Annotated in this window: 14 protein-coding genes, 1 tRNA gene and 1 pseudogene; 7 read left to right on the plus strand and 9 right to left on the minus strand. The window is 65.0% G+C overall.

What is annotated here, in order from left to right; all coding sequences use genetic code 11:
- Window positions 1-46: 46 nt before the first annotated feature.
- Window positions 47-1,771 (plus strand): helicase HerA-like domain-containing protein, encoded by a 1,725-nt coding sequence (locus CH275_RS13755; protein ID WP_094679254.1) that lies wholly within the window; start codon window positions 47-49, stop codon window positions 1,769-1,771.
- On the opposite strand, the gene cmrA is transcribed toward CH275_RS13755, so the two are convergent.
- The 3 genes and pseudogenes from cmrA to CH275_RS13770 all read right to left on the minus strand — a co-directional run bounded on the left by cmrA (window position 1,768) and on the right by CH275_RS13770 (window position 5,163).
- Window positions 1,768-2,571 (minus strand): mycolate reductase, encoded by an 804-nt coding sequence (gene cmrA, locus CH275_RS13760; protein ID WP_094678926.1) that lies wholly within the window; start codon window positions 2,569-2,571, stop codon window positions 1,768-1,770. The two genes, CH275_RS13755 and cmrA, sit on opposite strands and share 4 nt — an antisense overlap.
- Before the next feature lie 23 nt (window positions 2,572-2,594).
- Window positions 2,595-4,639, minus strand: a pseudogene (locus tag CH275_RS13765) (FAD-dependent oxidoreductase).
- The gene (locus CH275_RS13770; RefSeq protein ID WP_094678927.1) at window positions 4,636-5,163 is read right to left on the minus strand and encodes a PadR family transcriptional regulator; all 528 of its coding nucleotides are present in this window, start codon (window positions 5,161-5,163) and stop codon (window positions 4,636-4,638) included. Before CH275_RS13770 ends, CH275_RS13765 begins: the two are co-directional and overlap by 4 nt.
- Before the next feature lie 83 nt (window positions 5,164-5,246).
- On the opposite strand from CH275_RS13770, the gene CH275_RS13775 reads away from it, so the two are divergent.
- Window positions 5,247-6,569, plus strand: a complete 1,323-nt coding sequence (locus CH275_RS13775; protein ID WP_094678928.1) for an MFS transporter — start codon at window positions 5,247-5,249, stop codon at window positions 6,567-6,569.
- On the opposite strand, the gene CH275_RS13780 is transcribed toward CH275_RS13775, so the two are convergent.
- Together CH275_RS13780 and CH275_RS13785 are read right to left on the minus strand one after the other, a co-directional pair.
- Window positions 6,566-7,390 (minus strand): alpha/beta fold hydrolase, encoded by an 825-nt coding sequence (locus CH275_RS13780; protein ID WP_094678929.1) that lies wholly within the window; start codon window positions 7,388-7,390, stop codon window positions 6,566-6,568. The genes CH275_RS13775 and CH275_RS13780 overlap by 4 nt on opposite strands.
- Window positions 7,391-7,419: 29 nt before the next feature.
- Window positions 7,420-8,070 carry a TetR family transcriptional regulator gene (locus tag CH275_RS13785; RefSeq protein ID WP_256991017.1) on the minus strand — a complete coding sequence of 217 codons (651 nt, stop codon included), beginning with the start codon at window positions 8,068-8,070 and terminating at the stop codon, window positions 7,420-7,422.
- A 171-nt stretch (window positions 8,071-8,241) separates the two neighbouring features.
- Here CH275_RS13785 and CH275_RS13790 point away from each other — a divergent pair, with 171 nt between their 5' ends.
- The 3 genes from CH275_RS13790 to CH275_RS13800 all read left to right on the plus strand — a co-directional run bounded on the left by CH275_RS13790 (window position 8,242) and on the right by CH275_RS13800 (window position 10,860).
- Window positions 8,242-9,354 (plus strand): ferredoxin reductase, encoded by a 1,113-nt coding sequence (locus tag CH275_RS13790; protein ID WP_094678930.1) that lies wholly within the window; start codon window positions 8,242-8,244, stop codon window positions 9,352-9,354.
- 61 nt (window positions 9,355-9,415) lie between these two features.
- Window positions 9,416-10,600, plus strand: a complete 1,185-nt coding sequence (locus CH275_RS13795; RefSeq protein ID WP_094678931.1) for a fatty acid desaturase family protein — start codon at window positions 9,416-9,418, stop codon at window positions 10,598-10,600.
- A 23-nt stretch (window positions 10,601-10,623) separates the two neighbouring features.
- On the plus strand, window positions 10,624-10,860 hold the full coding sequence (locus CH275_RS13800) for a hypothetical protein (RefSeq protein ID WP_094679256.1): 237 nt from the start codon (window positions 10,624-10,626) through the stop codon (window positions 10,858-10,860).
- Between the two features lie 55 nt (window positions 10,861-10,915).
- Here the strand turns inward: CH275_RS13800 and CH275_RS13805 are convergent, their stop codons facing one another.
- The 3 genes from CH275_RS13805 to CH275_RS13815 form a co-directional block, all read right to left on the minus strand.
- Window positions 10,916-12,025: a methyltransferase gene (locus CH275_RS13805; RefSeq protein ID WP_094678932.1), complete on the minus strand. Its 1,110-nt coding sequence runs from the start codon at window positions 12,023-12,025 to the stop codon at window positions 10,916-10,918.
- 13 nt (window positions 12,026-12,038) lie between these two features.
- Complete coding sequence (locus CH275_RS13810; RefSeq protein WP_094679257.1) at window positions 12,039-13,181, minus strand: N(5)-(carboxyethyl)ornithine synthase; 1,143 nt, start codon at window positions 13,179-13,181, stop codon at window positions 12,039-12,041.
- Window positions 13,182-13,251: 70 nt separating this feature from the next.
- Window positions 13,252-13,324, minus strand: a tRNA-Arg gene (locus CH275_RS13815).
- A gap of 145 nt (window positions 13,325-13,469) precedes the next feature.
- On the opposite strand from CH275_RS13815, the gene CH275_RS13820 reads away from it, so the two are divergent.
- Window positions 13,470-14,627 (plus strand): XdhC family protein, encoded by a 1,158-nt coding sequence (locus tag CH275_RS13820; RefSeq protein ID WP_094678933.1) that lies wholly within the window; start codon window positions 13,470-13,472, stop codon window positions 14,625-14,627.
- A 44-nt stretch (window positions 14,628-14,671) separates the two neighbouring features.
- On the plus strand, window positions 14,672-16,735 hold the full coding sequence (locus CH275_RS13825) for a cytochrome c oxidase assembly protein (protein ID WP_094678934.1): 2,064 nt from the start codon (window positions 14,672-14,674) through the stop codon (window positions 16,733-16,735).
- A gap of 10 nt (window positions 16,736-16,745) precedes the next feature.
- On the opposite strand, the gene CH275_RS13830 is transcribed toward CH275_RS13825, so the two are convergent.
- Window positions 16,746-17,171 (minus strand): MarR family winged helix-turn-helix transcriptional regulator, encoded by a 426-nt coding sequence (locus tag CH275_RS13830; protein WP_256991018.1) that lies wholly within the window; start codon window positions 17,169-17,171, stop codon window positions 16,746-16,748.
- Between the last annotated feature and the right edge of the window lie 24 nt (window positions 17,172-17,195).

The following is a 17,195-nucleotide window of genomic DNA, read 5'->3' on the forward strand; positions in this document are numbered from 1 at the left end:
GATCGAACCAGTTCAGCACCAGCACACGTTCATGGAGGACGCGGACATGACAGTCGACCCGACGCAGCCGGCACCCACCCTCAGTCCTGCGGAGAGGGCCAAGGCCGCCAAAGCGGCCGCCGTCGAAGCTGCGCGAGTGGCTGCCGAAGCTCTGGCTGCCGCGGACGCCGCCGAGGCCGAGGCACTTGCCGCGGAACAAGGGTCGACACCGACCGCGAACGGTAAGGCTGCCGAGATTGCCGCCGGTTACGCATCGGCAGGTGCCGCACTGGAATTGGGAACCGTGGTTCTCGACGGTGTCACCGACCCCGCGGCCCGCATCCGAATCCCGTTGGCCACGTTGAACAGGCACGGTCTCGTCGCCGGAGCCACCGGAACCGGAAAGACGAAGACACTGCAGGGCATTGCCGAGCAACTCTCTGCGGCAGGCGTTCCCGTCGTGATGGCCGACGTCAAAGGCGACCTGTCGGGCCTGTCGAAGCCGGGCGAGGACAACGAGAAGATCCGCAGCCGAGCAGCCGATACCGGTCTCACGGAGTGGGCTCCCGCAGGACATCCGGTGGAGTTCCTGTCCCTCGGCACCGAAGGAATCGGGGTACCTGTCCGCGCCACCATCACGGCGTTCGGGCCGATTCTGCTCAGCAAAGTGTTGGGACTGAACAACACTCAGGAATCCACGCTCGGCTTGATCTTCCACTGGGCCGATTCCCAGGGTCTCGCCCTGCTCGACCTCAATGATCTGCGATCGGTGATCATGCACCTGACCAGTGACGAGGGCAAGGCCGACCTGAAGGGCATCGGCGGGGTCTCTTCGGCCACAGCAGGTGTGATCCTGCGCGCGCTGGTCAACCTCGAAGCAGACGGCGGTGACACCTTCTTCGGCGAGCCGGAGCTCGAGACCGAGGACCTACTCCGCGTCGGGCCCGACGGCAGAGGCGTCATCACGCTGTTCGAGCTCGGAGCTCAGGCATCGCGGCCGGTGATGTTCTCCACGTTCCTGATGTGGGTACTCGCCGACCTGTTCCAGACGCTGCCCGAGGTGGGCGATGTCGACAAGCCCAAGCTCGTCTTCATCTTCGACGAGGCGCACCTGCTGTTCGCCGACGCCTCGAAAGCTTTTCTGCAGCAGGTGGAGCAGACAGTCAAGCTCATTCGTTCCAAAGGTGTCGGCGTCTTCTTCTGCACGCAGCTGCCCACCGACGTCCCCAACGACGTTCTCTCACAGCTGGGTGCGAGGATTCAGCACGCTCTGCGCGCCTTCACGCCCGATGATCAGAAGGCGTTGAACAAGACGGTGCGCACGTACCCCAAGACCGACGCCTACGACCTCGAGAAAGCGCTGACGTCGTTGGGTACCGGTGAGGCGATCGTGACGGTGCTCTCGGAGAAGGGCGCCCCGACGCCCGTGGCGTGGACGAAGATTCGCCCGCCTCGCTCTCTGATGGACACCATCGGCAACGACGCCATCGCGGCAGCCGCGTCGTCGAGCACCCTGTCCGTGAAGTACCGCGAGACGATCGATCGCGAGTCGGCCTACGAGCGAATGAACGCGCGCGTGGCGAACGTGCCCGCTCCCGCCGAGAAGTTCGACATCCCGCCGCTGCCTGCCGACCTGCCCGACCTACCCCCGAGCGAGTCGGAGGGCCCGTCGGCTGCCGAGCGCATCATGGGTAACCCGGCGGTCAAGAGCTTCCTGCGATCGGCCGCCTCGGCTGCTGGGCGAGAAATCTCGCGCAGCATCTTCGGAACCGGTCGCCGGCGCCGACGCTAGCCGCCGAGCTTCTTGTAAAAGCTGCCGATGATCGGTGCGGAGATGCTGCGCGGGCTGTACTGCCCGGCGACCGACATTCCCTTGCTCAGCAGGCCGGGTACGACGCGCATCTTGTTCTTCGCGAGGCCGTCGAGGGACAGCTTTGCCGTGTAGGCGCTGTCGATCCACAGGAAGTCGGGAACCATCTTGTCGACGATGGAGGCCTCGGCGGGGTCGGGTGTCTCGGTGCGGACCGGGCCCGGGGCGAGCAGGGTGACGTTGACGTCGGTGCCCGCGAGCTCACCGCGCAGTGACTCCGAGAACGTGTTGACGAAGGCCTTGGTTGCCGCGTACGTCGCGTTGTTGGGGATGGCCATGTTGCCTGCCGCCGAACCGGTGATGAGGATGCCACCGGCTCCGCGGCCGATCATGCCGGGCATGACGGCCAACGTGAGGTCGTGTACCGCAACGGCATTCAATTCGACCTGATCGCGCTCGTACGCCGGGTCCAGACCGGCCACCGGTCCGAACGTCGCGATACCCGCGTTGTTGCACAGGATGGAGATCTCGCGCTCGGACAACTCGGTGACCAGTGCCTGCCGCTGCTCGCGATTCGACAGATCCGACTGCCGCACCTCGACGGCAACGCCGTGTTCGGCCGCGAGTTTCGCAGCCAACGCCTCGAGCAGTTCGCCGCGTCGGGCCACGATGATCAGTGCATGACCACGGGCGGCGAGTTCGGTGGCCAGGGCTTCACCGATTCCGGAGGAAGCTCCGGTGACGACGGCGCGGGCATCTGGGCTGGGCTTCGGCAGGCTCACGGTGAGACAGGCTAGCGGACGGATCAGATCGTGGCCGCGAGCCGGGTGCCTTGCTCGATGGCCCGTTTGGCGTCGAGCTCCGCAGCGACGTCGGCACCGCCGATGATGTGCGTGGTGGTACCCGCGGCCTTCAGATCGTCGACCAGGTCGCGGACCGATTCCTGGCCCGCACAGATCACGATGGTGTCGACCTCGAGCAGACGCGGACGTTCGTGCTTCTCCCCGAAGGAGATGTGCAGTCCTGCGTCGTCGATCTTCTCGTAGTTGACGCCCGAAAGCTGATGCACACCTTTGGCTTTCAGTGCAGCGCGATGGACCCAGCCGGTCGTCTTCGCCAGTCCTGCGCCGATGCGTCCGGCCTTGCGCTGCAGCAGATACACCTCCCGCGGAGACGGTGCGGGCACGGGAGTGGTCAACGCGCCCGGTGCGGCCTCGGGCTCGGTGACACCCCACTCCTGCTTCCATTCCTTCAGATCCAACGTGGGGGAGGCGTCGGTGGTGAGGAACTCGGAGATGTCGATGCCGATGCCACCGGCACCGATGACCGCAACCCGATCGCCGACGGGTTTGCCGTCGCGTACCAATTCCGCATACGACAGCACCGACGGGTGTTCGATGCCGGGAATGCTCGGAATCCGGGGAGTGACGCCGGTGGCCAGCACCACTTCGTCGAACTCGCCCGCAATCAGCTCGGCGGCGGTGACCCTGGTGTCGAGGTGCACCGCGACGTCTGCGGAGCGCAGGGCGCTCGAGAAATACCGGATGGTCTCGGCGAATTCCTCCTTGCCGGGAATCAGCCGCGCGATACCGAACTGTCCACCGATCTCTTCCCTGGCCTCGAACAGGCTGACGGCATGGCCGCGTTGCGCGAGATTGAGTGCGGCGGCGAGGCCTGCGGGCCCGGCTCCGACGACCGCGACCTTCTTGGTCTTCTTCGTCGGCAGCAGCTGTAGATCGATCTCACGTCCGGCACGAGGATTGACCAGGCACGAGACCTTCTTGTGGACGAAGGCGTGGTCGAGGCAGGCCTGATTGCACGCGATGCAGGTATTGATCCGGTCCGCCGAGTCGGTGGCTGCCTTCTCGACCCAGAACGGATCGGCCAGCATCGGCCTGGCCATCGCTATCAATTGCGCATCGCCGCGGGCGAGGATGTTCTCGGCGATCTCGGGCATGTTGATGCGATTGGACGCGGCGACGGGGATGGCCACGTGCTTCTCGAGCTTGCCGGTGATCTCCGCGAACGCTGCTCGCGGAACAGAGGTGACGATGGTCGGCACCCGCGACTCGTGCCAGCCGATGTCGGTGTTGATGATGTTCGCTCCCGCTGCCTCGACGTCCTCGGCCAGCGCGACGATGTCGTTCCAGTTCTGGCCCTGTTCCACGAGGTCGGCCATCGACAGCCGGAAGACGATGAGGAAGTCGGGGCCGACAGCTGCCCTCGTCTGCCGCACGATCTCCACGGCCATTCGGCGACGGTTCTCCGCCGAACCGCCCCACTCGTCGCGCCGCTTGTTGGTGCGCTCGGAGAGGAATTGGTTGATGAAGTAGCCTTCACCGCCCATGATCTCGACGCCGTCGTACCCGGCACTCCGGGCCAGCCTGGCGCAGCGTACGAAGTTGCGGATCTGCCAGCGGACGCCCCGCGAGGTGAGTCGGCGTGGCCGAAAAGGGTTGATGGGGGCCTTGATCGAGGACGCCGCACGCTGAACGGTTGGTACGAGTAGCGCCCGGCATGGAGGATCTGCAGTGCGATCTTGCCGCCCTCGCGGTGCACGGCCGCGGTGATCCGTCGGTGCCGACGGGCTTCGATGCGGTTGGTCAGCTTCGCTCCGAACGGCAAGAGCCAGCCGGTGCGATTGGGGGCATAGCCCCCGGTGATGATGAGTGCCACTCCGCCGCGGGCACGCTCGGCGAAGTAGGCCGCCAAGCGACCGGTGTCGCGGGCGCGGTCTTCGAGGCCGGTGTGAATCGATCCCATGATCACGCGGTTCTTCAGCGTGGTCGCACCGACGTCCAACGGCGACAGCAGAATCGGGTACGGGCCAACGGTCTGCTCGGTCTTCACAGTTTCTCCAATACCTCGGTGCACCACTCGGTGAATCCTTCTTCGACGCGAATTCCGCCGCGCAGCACCAGGTATTGATGCAGTGCGGTGCCGGTGAGGGCAGCGGGGGCCGGAAAATCCTGCTTCTCGATCAGTCGGTAGACGTCGAGGCGGGTGGCATGGACATCGCGATGGCGGGCGACTTCGACCTTGAGGGCGTCGATGTCGCCGTTGGCGGCACCCCGAATCTTGACGGCGAGCTCCTCGCGTAGCTGAGAAGGGTCGGTCGGCGCGGCGATCCAGCGATCGAGCTCGGCGCGTCCTGCAGCGCTGACGGAGTAGACCTTCTTGTCCGGTCGGCCGTCCTGCGCGACTGCCTCGCCGGTGATCCATCCGGCCCCGTCCATCCGCGTCAGCGTCCGGTAGATCTGCTGATGCGTTGCGATCCAAAAGAAGCCGATGGACTTGTCGAACCGTCGGGCGAGCTCGTACCCCGAGCCACTGAGCTCGGTGAGGGAAACCAGAATCGCGTGTTCCAAGGCCACAACCGAGAGTATGTATGCAACGTGGTGACTATGCAACTAGGTGCACCGCGAAACTCGGATTCCGCGGTCTAGTGTTGGCAACCATGGGAACCCAGCCGGAGGCCGCTGTCGTCGGAGTCGCAACCACTCGTAGACAGGTCACCGCCTGGGGATTCTGGGATTGGGGCTCGGCTGCATTCAATGCCGTGATTCTCACGTTCGTGTTCTCGGTGTATCTCACCGACGCCGTCGGTGACGACCTGCCCGGCTCGATCTCGGCCACCACCTGGTTCAGCTGGTCCATCGCGCTGTCGAGCGTCGTCATCGCGCTCCTCGCGCCGGTCTGTGGGCAGTACTTCGACGCGCGCGGCAAACGCAGATGGTTGCTGGGAGTATTGACCGCACTGACGGTTGTGGCCATGGCCGGCCTGTTCTTCGTCCAGGACGACTATCACTATCTCTGGCTCGGCCTCGTGCTGCTCGGTCTCGGATCCATCATGTTCGAATTGGCCAGCATCCCGTACAACTCGATGCTGCGGCAGGTCTCCACTCCTGAGAACATCGGTCGGGTATCCGGATTCGGTTGGGCGATGGGCTATTTCGGCGGGATCGTGCTGCTGCTCCTGTGCTATCTCGGCTTCATCGTCGGCGACGGCGACACGCGCGGTTTTCTGGGCCTGAGCACCGATGGCGGTCTGAACATCAGGCTCGTCGCCGTTCTGGCGGCCGTGTGGTTCGCGGTCTCAGCCATCCCGGTGATGTTCGCGGTTCCCGAAGTTCCCAGGGCCGTTGCCGATCCCGAGGCTGCACGGGCCGGGTTCGCGGAGTCCTATCGCGTCCTCTTTCGCGACGTGCGTGAGTTGTGGAGTGCAGACCGGCGCGCCGTCTACTACCTGATCGCCAGCGCACTGTTCCGAGACGGACTGGCAGGTGTCTTCACCTTCGGGGCCGTTCTCGCCGTCAGCGTCTACGGCATCGGCGCGGCGGATGTACTGCTGTTCGGCGTCGCCGCCAATGTCATCGCAGGCCTCGGTGCCATCGTGGCAGGACGGTTCGACGACAGGATCGGACCGAAGAAGGTCATCGTCTTCTCGCTCACGTCCATGATCGCGGCCGGAACCATTTTGCTGTTCGTGTCGGGTCCGACGATGTTCTGGATCTTCGGGCTGATCCTGTGCCTGTTCGTGGGGCCCGCGCAATCGTCTGCGCGTACCTTCCTGGCACGACTGGCACCGCCCGGGCGCGAGGGGCAGTTCTTCGGACTGTTCGCGACGACGGGTCGTGCCGCGTCGTTCCTCGCGCCGTCCCTGTTCGGTCTGTTCGTGTGGATGTTCGACGCCGACCGCGCGGGTATCGCCGGGCTGATCGTCGTCCTCGCTGCCGGGCTGCTGGCGTTGCTGAAAGTGCGGGCTCCCGAGCGCGTCTAAACGGAGTCGATACGGGCCAGGATCTCGGCGGTCAGTTCCTCGGGCGCTTCTTCGGGGATCCAGTGCGAGATGCCGTCCAGTTCGACGAATCGGTACGGCGCATCGACGAATTCACCGCAGCGCTCCGCTCCCGCTCGACCGATGGCGGTGTCACCATTGCTCCAGACGTAGGTGGTGGGCACGGTCACCGCAGGGAGGTTCGCGAATTCCCTGGTCATCGCGGCGTACCAACTCGATGCGGCCGTCAGCGCCCCGGGAACGGTGAGATGCCGAACGTATTCGTCGTCGAGGCTGTCCGCACCGAACATCGCTCTGAGGCGCTGCGCGCCGTTCTCCACCAGAACGCGCTCGGCCTTCTCCGGTTCGCGAAGCAGACCGAAGTACTGCGACCGCTCCTGCTGATCCGGATCCTCACGGATGGCCCAGTTGAAGGCCGCCGAATGCGGGACCGACGCCGCCGTCAGAGTGCGCACGCGGTCCGGATGCTCGGCCGCCACGTGCCAGGCGACCACCGCACCCCAGTCGTGTCCGACCAGGTGCGCCGACTGCAGATCGAGTGCGTCGAGCAAGCCGAGGATGTCACCGGTGAGTTTCTCGATGCGATAGTGCTCGACGCCGATCGGGCGGGCACCGGGGGAGTAGCCCCGCTGGTTGGGAGCGATCACGCGACAGCCCGCGGCGACGAGTCCGGGTGTCACTGCGGTCCACGACGCGTTGGTCTGCGGAAATCCGTGCAGCGCGACCACCGGGACACCGTCCGTAGGACCCGACACCGCAACGTCGAACATGTACTCGCCGACAGCTACCTCGGTCATGGACATCCTTTCGCGGCGTCTTCTTCTCGAACGGGTCAAGCCCGTCGTGGTTCCCAGCGGCTCATTCCGAGCATGATCATGCGGATCTGCTTCTCGGTGCGCTCGATCAGGTCCTTCTCGTTCTGACTACCCGGCCTGTCGATTTCCAACAGTCCGACCACCGCGGTGAGCATGGTCGAGACGAGTAGGTCGGCCGTCATCTCGAGGTCGGCGACGTCCCACTGCTCGAGGCCGGGCATGCGGGACAGATCGATGGTCAGCTCGCTGACGAACAGTCGTAGCTCGGTGGCGAAGGCGCGCCGCACTTCGGTGACGCCGCCGTACCGCTCGCGACTGAGAAATCGGAACTGATCCTCGTGAGTACGAACCTGGCGAACCAGGATGCCGAAGGATTCGGTGGCCGTCCTGGTACTCGGGGTGCGTCGGGCGTCGCGCAGCATCTGGCGCAGCATGCGCATGCTGTCCTCGACGAGAGCGACGCCGAGGTCCTCCATCGAGGCGAAGTGCCGATAGAACGCGGTAGGGACGATTCCGGCGGATCGGGCGACCTCGCGCAGGCTGACGCTGGCGAAAGAACGTTCGCGCAGCAGGTCGAGGGTGCCCTCGATCAGCGCTTGGCGCGTGCGTTCCTTGCGCTCGGCGCGGGTCCCCGGTTCTGTCACAACGTCCAGTTTATGGGCGCGCATTCTGTGATCTCCCTTCCGGTTCCTTCCCCGTCACCGATGAACTGTCGTTCGGGTCTGTAATGGCCATCACATAAACGTTGACAGGTACCGGTGTCGCTCTGTCACACTCATGTTAGTGCACAATCGTTCACTGAATGGGTCGTTGGTTTCGATCCGGTTAGGGAGGATGGAATGACGCTTCAAGAACGCCCGTCGCGAACTTCGGGTTCGCGCAAGTTCTCGCTTCTTTCCCTGTTCGAGGCCATGGCCACACCCCACGCGCTCGATCGGTACCTCGAACTCGTCGACCCGATGACGACCGTTCGTGACCTACGCGGCGAGGTTACCGAGATACACCGGTCCACCGAAGAGTCGTTGACGCTCACCATCCGTCCCACGCGTCAGTGGAAGGGATTCAAGGCAGGCCAATTCGTTCAGGTCGGAGTCGTCATCGACGGTGTCCGCCACACCCGCTGCTACTCGCCTGCCTGCTCGCAGTACCGCAAGGACGGCCGGATCGAACTGACGATCAAGGCGCATCCCGAGGGCCTGGTGTCGCAGTACCTGCACAAGAACGCGTACGTCGGCCTGGTGGTCAGCCTGTCGCAGGCGGACGGCACGTTCGAGCTTCCCCAACCACGCCCGGCAAAGACGCTGCTGATCAGCGGTGGCAGCGGCATCACGCCGGTGCTGTCCATGCTCAGGTCGCTGCTGGACGAGGGGTACAGCAGCGACCTGACCTTCCTGCACTACGCGTTTACCGAGAACGACGTCGCGTACAAGAAGGACCTGGAGAAGATCGCTGCCGAGCACGAGAACGTGAACATCGTCTTCGCGTACACCGAGCAGCAGACCGGCGGCGATCTGTACGGATTCTTCGGCCAGGAACACCTCGATGCGGTCGCCCCGTGGTTCGCCGACGCCGACACCTTCCTGTGCGGACCTCCGGGATTGATGAAGGGCGTGACGTCGTTCTTCGACGACGCAGGCCTCGGTGAGCGGCTGCACCTCGAGGAGTTCACGCCCTCGTTCGCCACCGTCAGCGATGACGTCACCGGAAGCACCACGTTCTCCGGCAGTGATGTGTCCTCGGAGAACGACGGCGAGACGCTGCTCGAGCAGGCCGAGGCCGCAGGGCTCTCACCGGCCAACGGTTGCCGAATGGGCATCTGCTTCACCTGCACCTCGGTGAAGAAATCCGGTTGCACCAAGAACATCAAGACCGGTGAGACCGACACCGAATCCGACAAGAAGATTCAGCTCTGCGTGTCCGTTGCCGTCGGCGACGTCGACATCGACATCTAGGTCCACCCCGAACACCGATAGCCCAGACCCATCTCGACCCGATCGAATTGGAGATCATCAGATGCTCGGAACGATTCTCTCGATCCTGCCCACCGCCGTCCTGCCTTTCCGCCGCAACGAGACCCTGCCGGACCAGCCCACCGTGCTGACGTTCGAGCAGGTCGAAGAACTCGGCCGCGAACTCGACGCCCTGCGCGCCCGCACCGTCGCCAAGCTCGGCGACGAGGACCGCGAGTACATCTACAAGATCATCAAGGCCCAGCGCGGTCTCGAGATCACCGGCCGCGCGTTGATGTACCTGCCCTTCCTCCCGCCGGCGTGGCTGGCCGGTGTCGGTGCTCTCGGCGTGGCGAAGATCCTCGACAACATGGAGATCGGCCACAACGTCATGCACGGTCAGTACGACTGGATGCGTGAGCCCGGCCTGAACTCCGAGGTGTTCGAGTGGGACACCGTCTGCCCGGCAGATCAGTGGAAGCACTCGCACAACTACATGCACCACACCTTCACCAACATCGTCGGCATGGACCGCGACATCGGTTACGGCATCCTGCGGATGGACCAGGAGCAGAAGTGGAACCCGTACTACCTCGGTAACCCGGTATACGCGTTTCTGCTGATGACGTTCTTCGAGTGGGGCGTCATGCTGCACGACCTCGAGACCGAGAACATCGTCGCGGGTAAGCGCAAGTGGCACGACGTCAAGCCGTTGCTGCAGGGAATGTGGCGCAAGGCGGGCAAGCAGGCCCTCAAGGACTACGTCATCTTCCCGGCGCTGACCGGCCCGTTCTTCGTCTCCACCGTCGTCGGCAACGTTGCTGCGAACCTCATCCGCAACGTGTGGACCTACTCGATCATCTTCTGTGGCCACTTCCCGACCGGAGTGCAGACCTTCAGCCAGGAAGAGACCGCCGACGAGACCCGCGGCGAGTGGTACGTCCGCCAGATGCTCGGATCGGCCAACATCGAGGGAACCCCGCTGTTCCACATCATGTCGGGCAATCTCTCGCACCAGATCGAGCACCACCTGTTCCCCGACCTGCCCGCGCATCGCTACCCGCAGATCGCGCCCGAGGTCAAGGCCCTGTGCGAGAAGTACGACCTGCCGTACAACACCGGCGGCTTCTTCCACCAGATCGGCACCGTGTGGGGCAAGATCTTCAAGCTCGCCCTGCCCAACTCGCTCACAGGATCGGCGGCTCCGGCCGGTGTTATCGTCGAGCGTAAGAAGACCAGCGCAGCGTGACGACTTCGAAGGGGGCGGTCCTGTTGGTAGGAAAGTTCGAGCGCAACAAGGACACCGTGCAGGAATTCACCGAATCTGCGGCGACTCACGTCGGCCGGATCGTGGTGATCATCGCCGGAGCCGTTCGCGACGTCACTCGTGAAATCGGTGACTTGATCACCGACGGAATCGAAATGCGGGAAGCGGCGAAGAAGGCGGAGCGCGACGCACCGCTGGGCACCGTGATCAACGGAGAATTCGAGACCCGCGACCGCCGTTGAGGCCGAGCAAGATCGACGACGCCGCCCGAGTGATTCTCGGGCGGCGTCGTCGTTTCTAGCGGCGGCGCAGTCTCCACAGTGACGTCGTCTCGCGCGCGCGGGCCTCGTGCAGCACATCGGAGGTGTCGCTCACGCGCGAGTGGGTCGGTGCGGTGTCGGCGCGATCGACGACGATCAGGCCGGCCGCGTCGATGGCGCCGAGAAGGTCTGCGCGCGTGACCAATCCGAGTAGTTCGGCGAGGTCGGACAGCACCAACCATGCCTCGCCGTCCGGCGTCAGGTGCCCGCCGAGGCGGTTCAGGAAGGACTTGAGCATCCGGGAGCCCGGGTCGTAGACGGCGTGCTCGATGCCCGACGTCGGCTTCGTGGGAATCCACGGCGGATTGCACACGATCAGCCCTGCGCGGCCGGACGGGAAGATGTCGGTCTGCACCACCTCCACTCGATTTCCGTAACCGAGAGCGTCGATGTTGGCCCGGGCACAGGCGATCGACCGCGGGTCCTTGTCGGTTGCCACGACCGAGGGCACCCCGCGGCGTGCCAGCACCGCGGCGAGGACGCCCGAGCCGGTACCGATGTCGAACGCTCGGTCCGTGACCGGCAGCGGAGCGTCGGCGACGAGTTGAATGTATTCGCCGCGGACCGGGGAGAAGACTCCGTAATGCGGGTGGATCGAGGCGTCGAGGGCCGGCACGAAGACACCCTTTCGACGCCACTCGTGTGCACCGACCATGCCGAGAAGCTCACGCAACGAGAGCACGCACGGTGCGGCATCCGGGCCGATGGCCTCCGTCAGCGCCGTCCGCACGTCCGGTGCCCGGCCCAGGTCGAGCCGAACATCCGAATCCAGTTCCACCAGAAGCATTCCCAGTGCTCGGGCACGTCGTGCTTGGTACTGGCGGTGCAGATGGAACCGCTCGACCGGCGACGCGTCGAGCGATTGTTTGGCGGGCGGTACCCGACGAGTCATCGCCGACAACAGTTGTCGTGCGTTGTTGTAATCCCCACGCCACAACAGAGCCTCGCCGATCGTGGCCAGCTTGTACGCCACGTCCGCGGTGATCGAATCGTCGACGATGCGCACCACCCGTGGTGCGGGAGCGCCGTTCTCGGACTGCCAGCGGGAGGTGCGTTCGCTACCGTTCTCGACCCACGTGATGTTCATGCCGCGGCCTCGTTCACGCCGCGGTGTGCGGGTACTCCGCACTGCGGTGTTGGAAGGCAAGGATATTCGGATTCACGATCACGCCACCCCTGATCTCGATCGATCGCTCGATGGTGGCATCACCGCTCCAGGCCGAGGGGCCGTCCAGCACGATCCGCAAGTACGGCAACAGCGATTCGCTTATCTCCCACGTAGCCGAGTTCCACAGATACGACGGGCTGTGATCGACGGCGTAGTACCGCACGTTGTCGCCCACGGTGAACATGGGATCGGCGAACGACGTGGGCTTCGCCCACTCGAATCCCATGCCCTCGTCGCAGGAGACGTCCACCACGAGGGTCCCCGGTGCGAGAGTGGGCAGATCGTCGTTCGTCAGGAACGTCAATGGTGCATTGGTATCCTGCAGAACGCAATTGACGATCACATCGTGATCGGCGAGGAACTGCGAGAGCGGTACTCGTCCGTCGGGAGTGAGCGCTCGGCTCTGCCTGGGATCGGCGTCGTCGAGATCGAAGTTGACGATGTTGGCCGAGTGGATGGGCGAACCTACTGCCGTGACGCCGCGCTGCGTCAGGACATCGACGTCGTGGATACCGTGTGCGCTCAGGGCGGTGACCGCACCGCGGGCCGTGGCACCGAAGCCGATGACCGCGGCCCGCAACCGTCGGCCGTAGTCGCCGGTGGAACCGATCAGTTGCAGTGCGTGCAGCACCGAGCAGTAACCGGCCAGCTCGTTGTTCTTGTGGAACACATGGAGATTGAACCAGCCGTCCTGCGTCCAGTGATTCATGGCCTCGAAGGCGATCAGTGTCAGCGTGCGATCGACGGCGATCTGGGTGAGCTTCTCGTCCTGCACACAGTGCGGCCAACCCCACAACGTCTGCCCTGGGCGCAACGATGCGAGATCCTCGGCCTGCGGCTTCGGCAACAGAATCACGTCGCACCGAGCGATGAGTTCGTCGCGCGTGTGAATCCCCGCTACCTGGGTGGCCAGATGTTCGTCCGAAATTCCGAACGGTTCGCCGTAGCCCGATTCGAGGAACATGCGGGCGCGGATGTCGGCATCTATTCGATCGAAGTGAAGTGGGTGAATCGGTAGTCGCCGCTCATCGGGCTTGCGCGAACGTGAGAGGACTCCGAGAGTGAGCTGTTGCACGTGTGACCCTTCGTTATGCGAAGTCAACCACAGTGCGCCGAAGCGTCGTGCGTTCGTGCTGGTCAAAGCGTGCCCCCGGCAGGATTCGAACCTGCGACCAAGGGATTAGAAGGCCCTTGCTCTATCCCCTGAGCTACGGAGGCTGGCGCGTGCGGGCGAACCCGCTCGAGCACGGTTGACGAGTGTACCTTTCCGTGTACGTCGACCCTGCAGGCATGGGTTGGGCGAGCGCCGCAGTGGGAAAGCGGTGGTCTTGGAAACGTTCCGACCCGAGTCGAAGGAGGTTCGATGCACGACATCCTCGACGACGCGCTGCACACCTGGCAGTCCGGCGGCATCGCCGCTGTGGCAACGGTGATCCGCACCTTCGATTCGGCACCGCGTCCGGTCGGTGCGGCCATGGTGGTCGGCTCGGACGGCGCGGTTGCCGGTTCGGTATCGGGCGGATGTGTCGAAGGGGCGGTGTACGAGCTCGCGCAGGACGTCATGCGCACCGGGGCTCCCGTACTCACTCGATACGGAGTGTCCGACGACGACGCGTTCGCCGTCGGACTCACCTGCGGCGGAACGCTCGACGTCTTCGTCGAAGTCATCTCCCAGCACACGTTTCCCGAACTCGGATCTGTCGTGGCGGACGTGCGAGACAACGTTCCCGTCGCGGTGGCGACCGTGGTCGCGCACGCCGATCCGGAACGCCTCGGCCGGAGGATCGTCGTCGGACCGTCGGGCACCCGCGGTTCCATCGGCAGTGCTCGCGCCGACGCTGCCGTCGCCGACGACGCGAAAGGGCTTCTCGCAGCAGGTCGTTCGGCCGTTCTGACGTACGGCCCGGACGGTCAGCGCCGAGGTGAGGGTATGCAGGTGTTCGTGTCCAGCCATGCGCCGCCGCCGCGGATGCTGGTGTTCGGAGCCATCGACTTCGCTGCCGCGGTGGCGCAGCAGGGCGCATTTCTCGGCTACCGCGTCACCGTCTGTGATGCGCGCGCCGTCTTCGCGACCCCGCAGCGCTTTCCCGCCGCCGAGCAAGTCGTCGTCGCCTGGCCACACGACTACTTGGCGGAGCAGTGGTCGGCGGGGGAGTTGGACGAGCGGACGGTCGTGTGTGTGTTGACCCACGATCCGAAATTCGACGTGCCACTGCTCGAGGTCGCATTGCGCCTGCCCGCCCTGGCGTTCGTCGGTGCCATGGGCTCACGCCGCACTCATGACGACCGCACCGCTCGGCTCCGAGCAGTGGGGCTGTCCGAGGTCGAGCTCTCCCGGTTGGCCAGCCCGATCGGTCTCGATCTCGGCGCACGCACGCCGCAGGAGACCGCGGTGTCGATCGCGGCAGAGATCATCGCGCGTCGCTGGGGCGGCACCGGTGAACCGTTGCGCGCCCTCCACGGACGCATCCACCACGACTCGACCGAGGACGTGCGCGGGGGCAAGTACGACGCTGTGTAGGACTCGCCTTTCGAGTATCGCCGATCACCTCTTACTCTGGTGGTATGGCAACACCGGATCTCGAGAAGACCGAACCCTCGACCGCCGAACTCCAGGCGGACGATGTCCGGGCGGACGGTGATCCACGTTCGGCCACGACGACGGTGTTCGTCACTGCCGGCGTCATCGCCGGGGTGGTCGCCGCACTCATCGTGATGCTCTCCGCTTCCGACGCGTTGGTGTTGCTCGGAATCCCGGATCCGGGCCCGGCCACCACCTACGGTCTGCCCGCCCTGCGGGCAATAGGCGAGATCGCCGCCGTCATCGCCATCGGATCGTTTCTGCTGGCCGCGTTTCTCGTACCGCCGCAGAAGAACGGCGTACTCGACGTCGACGGCTACCGCGCGGTGCGCACCGGCTCGGTGGCATCGATCGTCTGGGCCGTCTGCGCACTGCTTCTCGTGCCCCTGACGTTGTCCGACACCTCGGGGCAGCCGTTCTCCGAAGCCGTCAAGCCGGCGAATCTCTGGATCGCACTCGACCAGGTGGAGATCGCCAGTGCCTGGCGTTGGACGGCCATCATGGCCGTTGTGCTCGCAATCGCGTCGCGCACGGTGTTGCGGTGGTCCTGGACCCCGGCACTGCTCGGATTCTCACTCGCGACGCTCCTGCCCATCGCGTTGAGCGGCCACTCCTCGGCGGGTGGGTCGCACGACGTCGCGACGAACAGCCTGATCCTGCACCTCGGGGCCGCGTCACTGTGGGCGGGCGGACTGTTCGCGTTGCTGGCACACGTCCGCAGGCGCGGCGCGCACTCCGACGTCGCGGCTCGCCGGTTCTCCACCATCGCAGGCATCTGCTTCGTCGTCATGGGTATCAGCGGAGTCATCAACGCGCTGGTTCGGGTCTCGATCGCAGACCTGTTCACCACCACCTACGGCTTGTTGATCGTGGGCAAGATCCTCGCGCTGATCGTGCTCGGTGGATTCGGGTGGATGCAGCGTCGTCGGGCACTGCCCGCACTGGTCGCCGACCCCACTGCGCGTGGACCGCTGCTTCGGTTCGCCGGGGCCGAGGTGCTCGTTCTCGCTGCGACCATCGGCCTGGCCGTCGGGCTCGGGCGCACACCTCCGCCGGCCGAGATCGACCCCAACCTCACGCCCACCGAGGCTGCCCTCGGATACGACCTCAGCGGCCCGCCCACGTTCGCGCGAATGGCTTTCGACTGGCGCTTCGATCTGATCTTCGGCACTGCCGCGATCGTCATGGCCGTGGTGTATCTGATCGGCGTTCGTCGTCTGCGGTTGCGCGGCGACGCGTGGCCGGTGGGCCGTACCGTCGCCTGGATCCTGGGCTGCCTCACGCTGCTCATCAGCACGTCCTCGGGAATCGGTCGCTACTCCACCGCCGTGTTCAGCGTGCACATGACCGGACACATGATGCTGTCGATGCTGGCACCGGTTCTCCTCGCGTTGGGTGGAGCACTGACGTTGGCGTTGCGAGTCCTGCCCGCGGCAGGCAAGGACGGTGTCCCCGGAATGCGCGAGTGGCTGCTGCTCGGCCTGCACAGTCGCATTTCGCAGTTCGTGACTCACCCGCTCGTCGCGGCGCTGATCTTCGTCGGCGGCTTCTACGTGCTGTACCTCGGCGGAATCTTCGGAGCCGTGCTGGACAGTCACGGCGCGCACCTGTTGATGAACCTGCACTTCGTGCTCAGCGGTTACCTGTTCTACTGGACCGTCATCGGTGTCGATCCGTCCCCCCGCAAGATCGCTCCGGTCACCAAATTGGCAGTCGTCTTCGGATCACTGCCGTTCCACGCCTTCTTCGGTGTGGCCCTGATGAGCATGAACACCGTCATGGGTGCCTGGTTCTATCGGACGCTCGGGCTGGACTGGAACTCCGACCTGCTCGGAGATCAGAAGCTCGGCGGCGGTATCGCCTGGGCCACCGGTGAGGTTCCACTGGTCCTCGTCATGCTCGCGCTGTTGATCCAGTGGTCCCGCAGCGACGACCGGGACGCCCGGCGTGGTGACCGCGCCGCCGAGCGCGACCACGACGCCGAACTGGCTGCGCACAACGCCATGTTCGCCGAGCTTGCGCGACGCGATCGGTCCGGCGAGCAATAGCGACGGACGTTCAGCCGGTCTCGGCGATCTTGCTCAACAGTCGATTCAACTCGACGCGTTCGGTCGGCTCGAGGCAGTCGAACATCTCCGACGACACCTGACGACGGGCGTCGTCGATCCGGTCCAGCAACGCGCGGCCCGTCTCGGTCAACTCCACCAGGACGGCTCGGCGGTCACTCGGATCCTGCTGCCGCGTCACCAGATGGGCCGCTTCGAGCGAGTCGACGATGTCGGTGGCCGATCGCGCCACGATGCGCAGGTGTTCGGCGAGATCGCGCAAGCGCATCGATTCGGGTTCGCGGGCCAGGACGTGCAGGGCCCGGCTCTGCGAGGGATTGAGCCCGAACGGTTCGAGTGCGCTCATGTGGCTGCGCCGGATGCGCCGGGCGACGGCCATGAACGAATCGCTCAGGTTGGTCGACTGTCCGGGTTCCATGGAACGGATCATAGCGAGGCTTGC

Source organism: Rhodococcus sp. 06-235-1A (genome assembly GCF_002258785.1).
GTDB lineage: Bacteria > Actinomycetota > Actinomycetes > Mycobacteriales > Mycobacteriaceae > Rhodococcoides.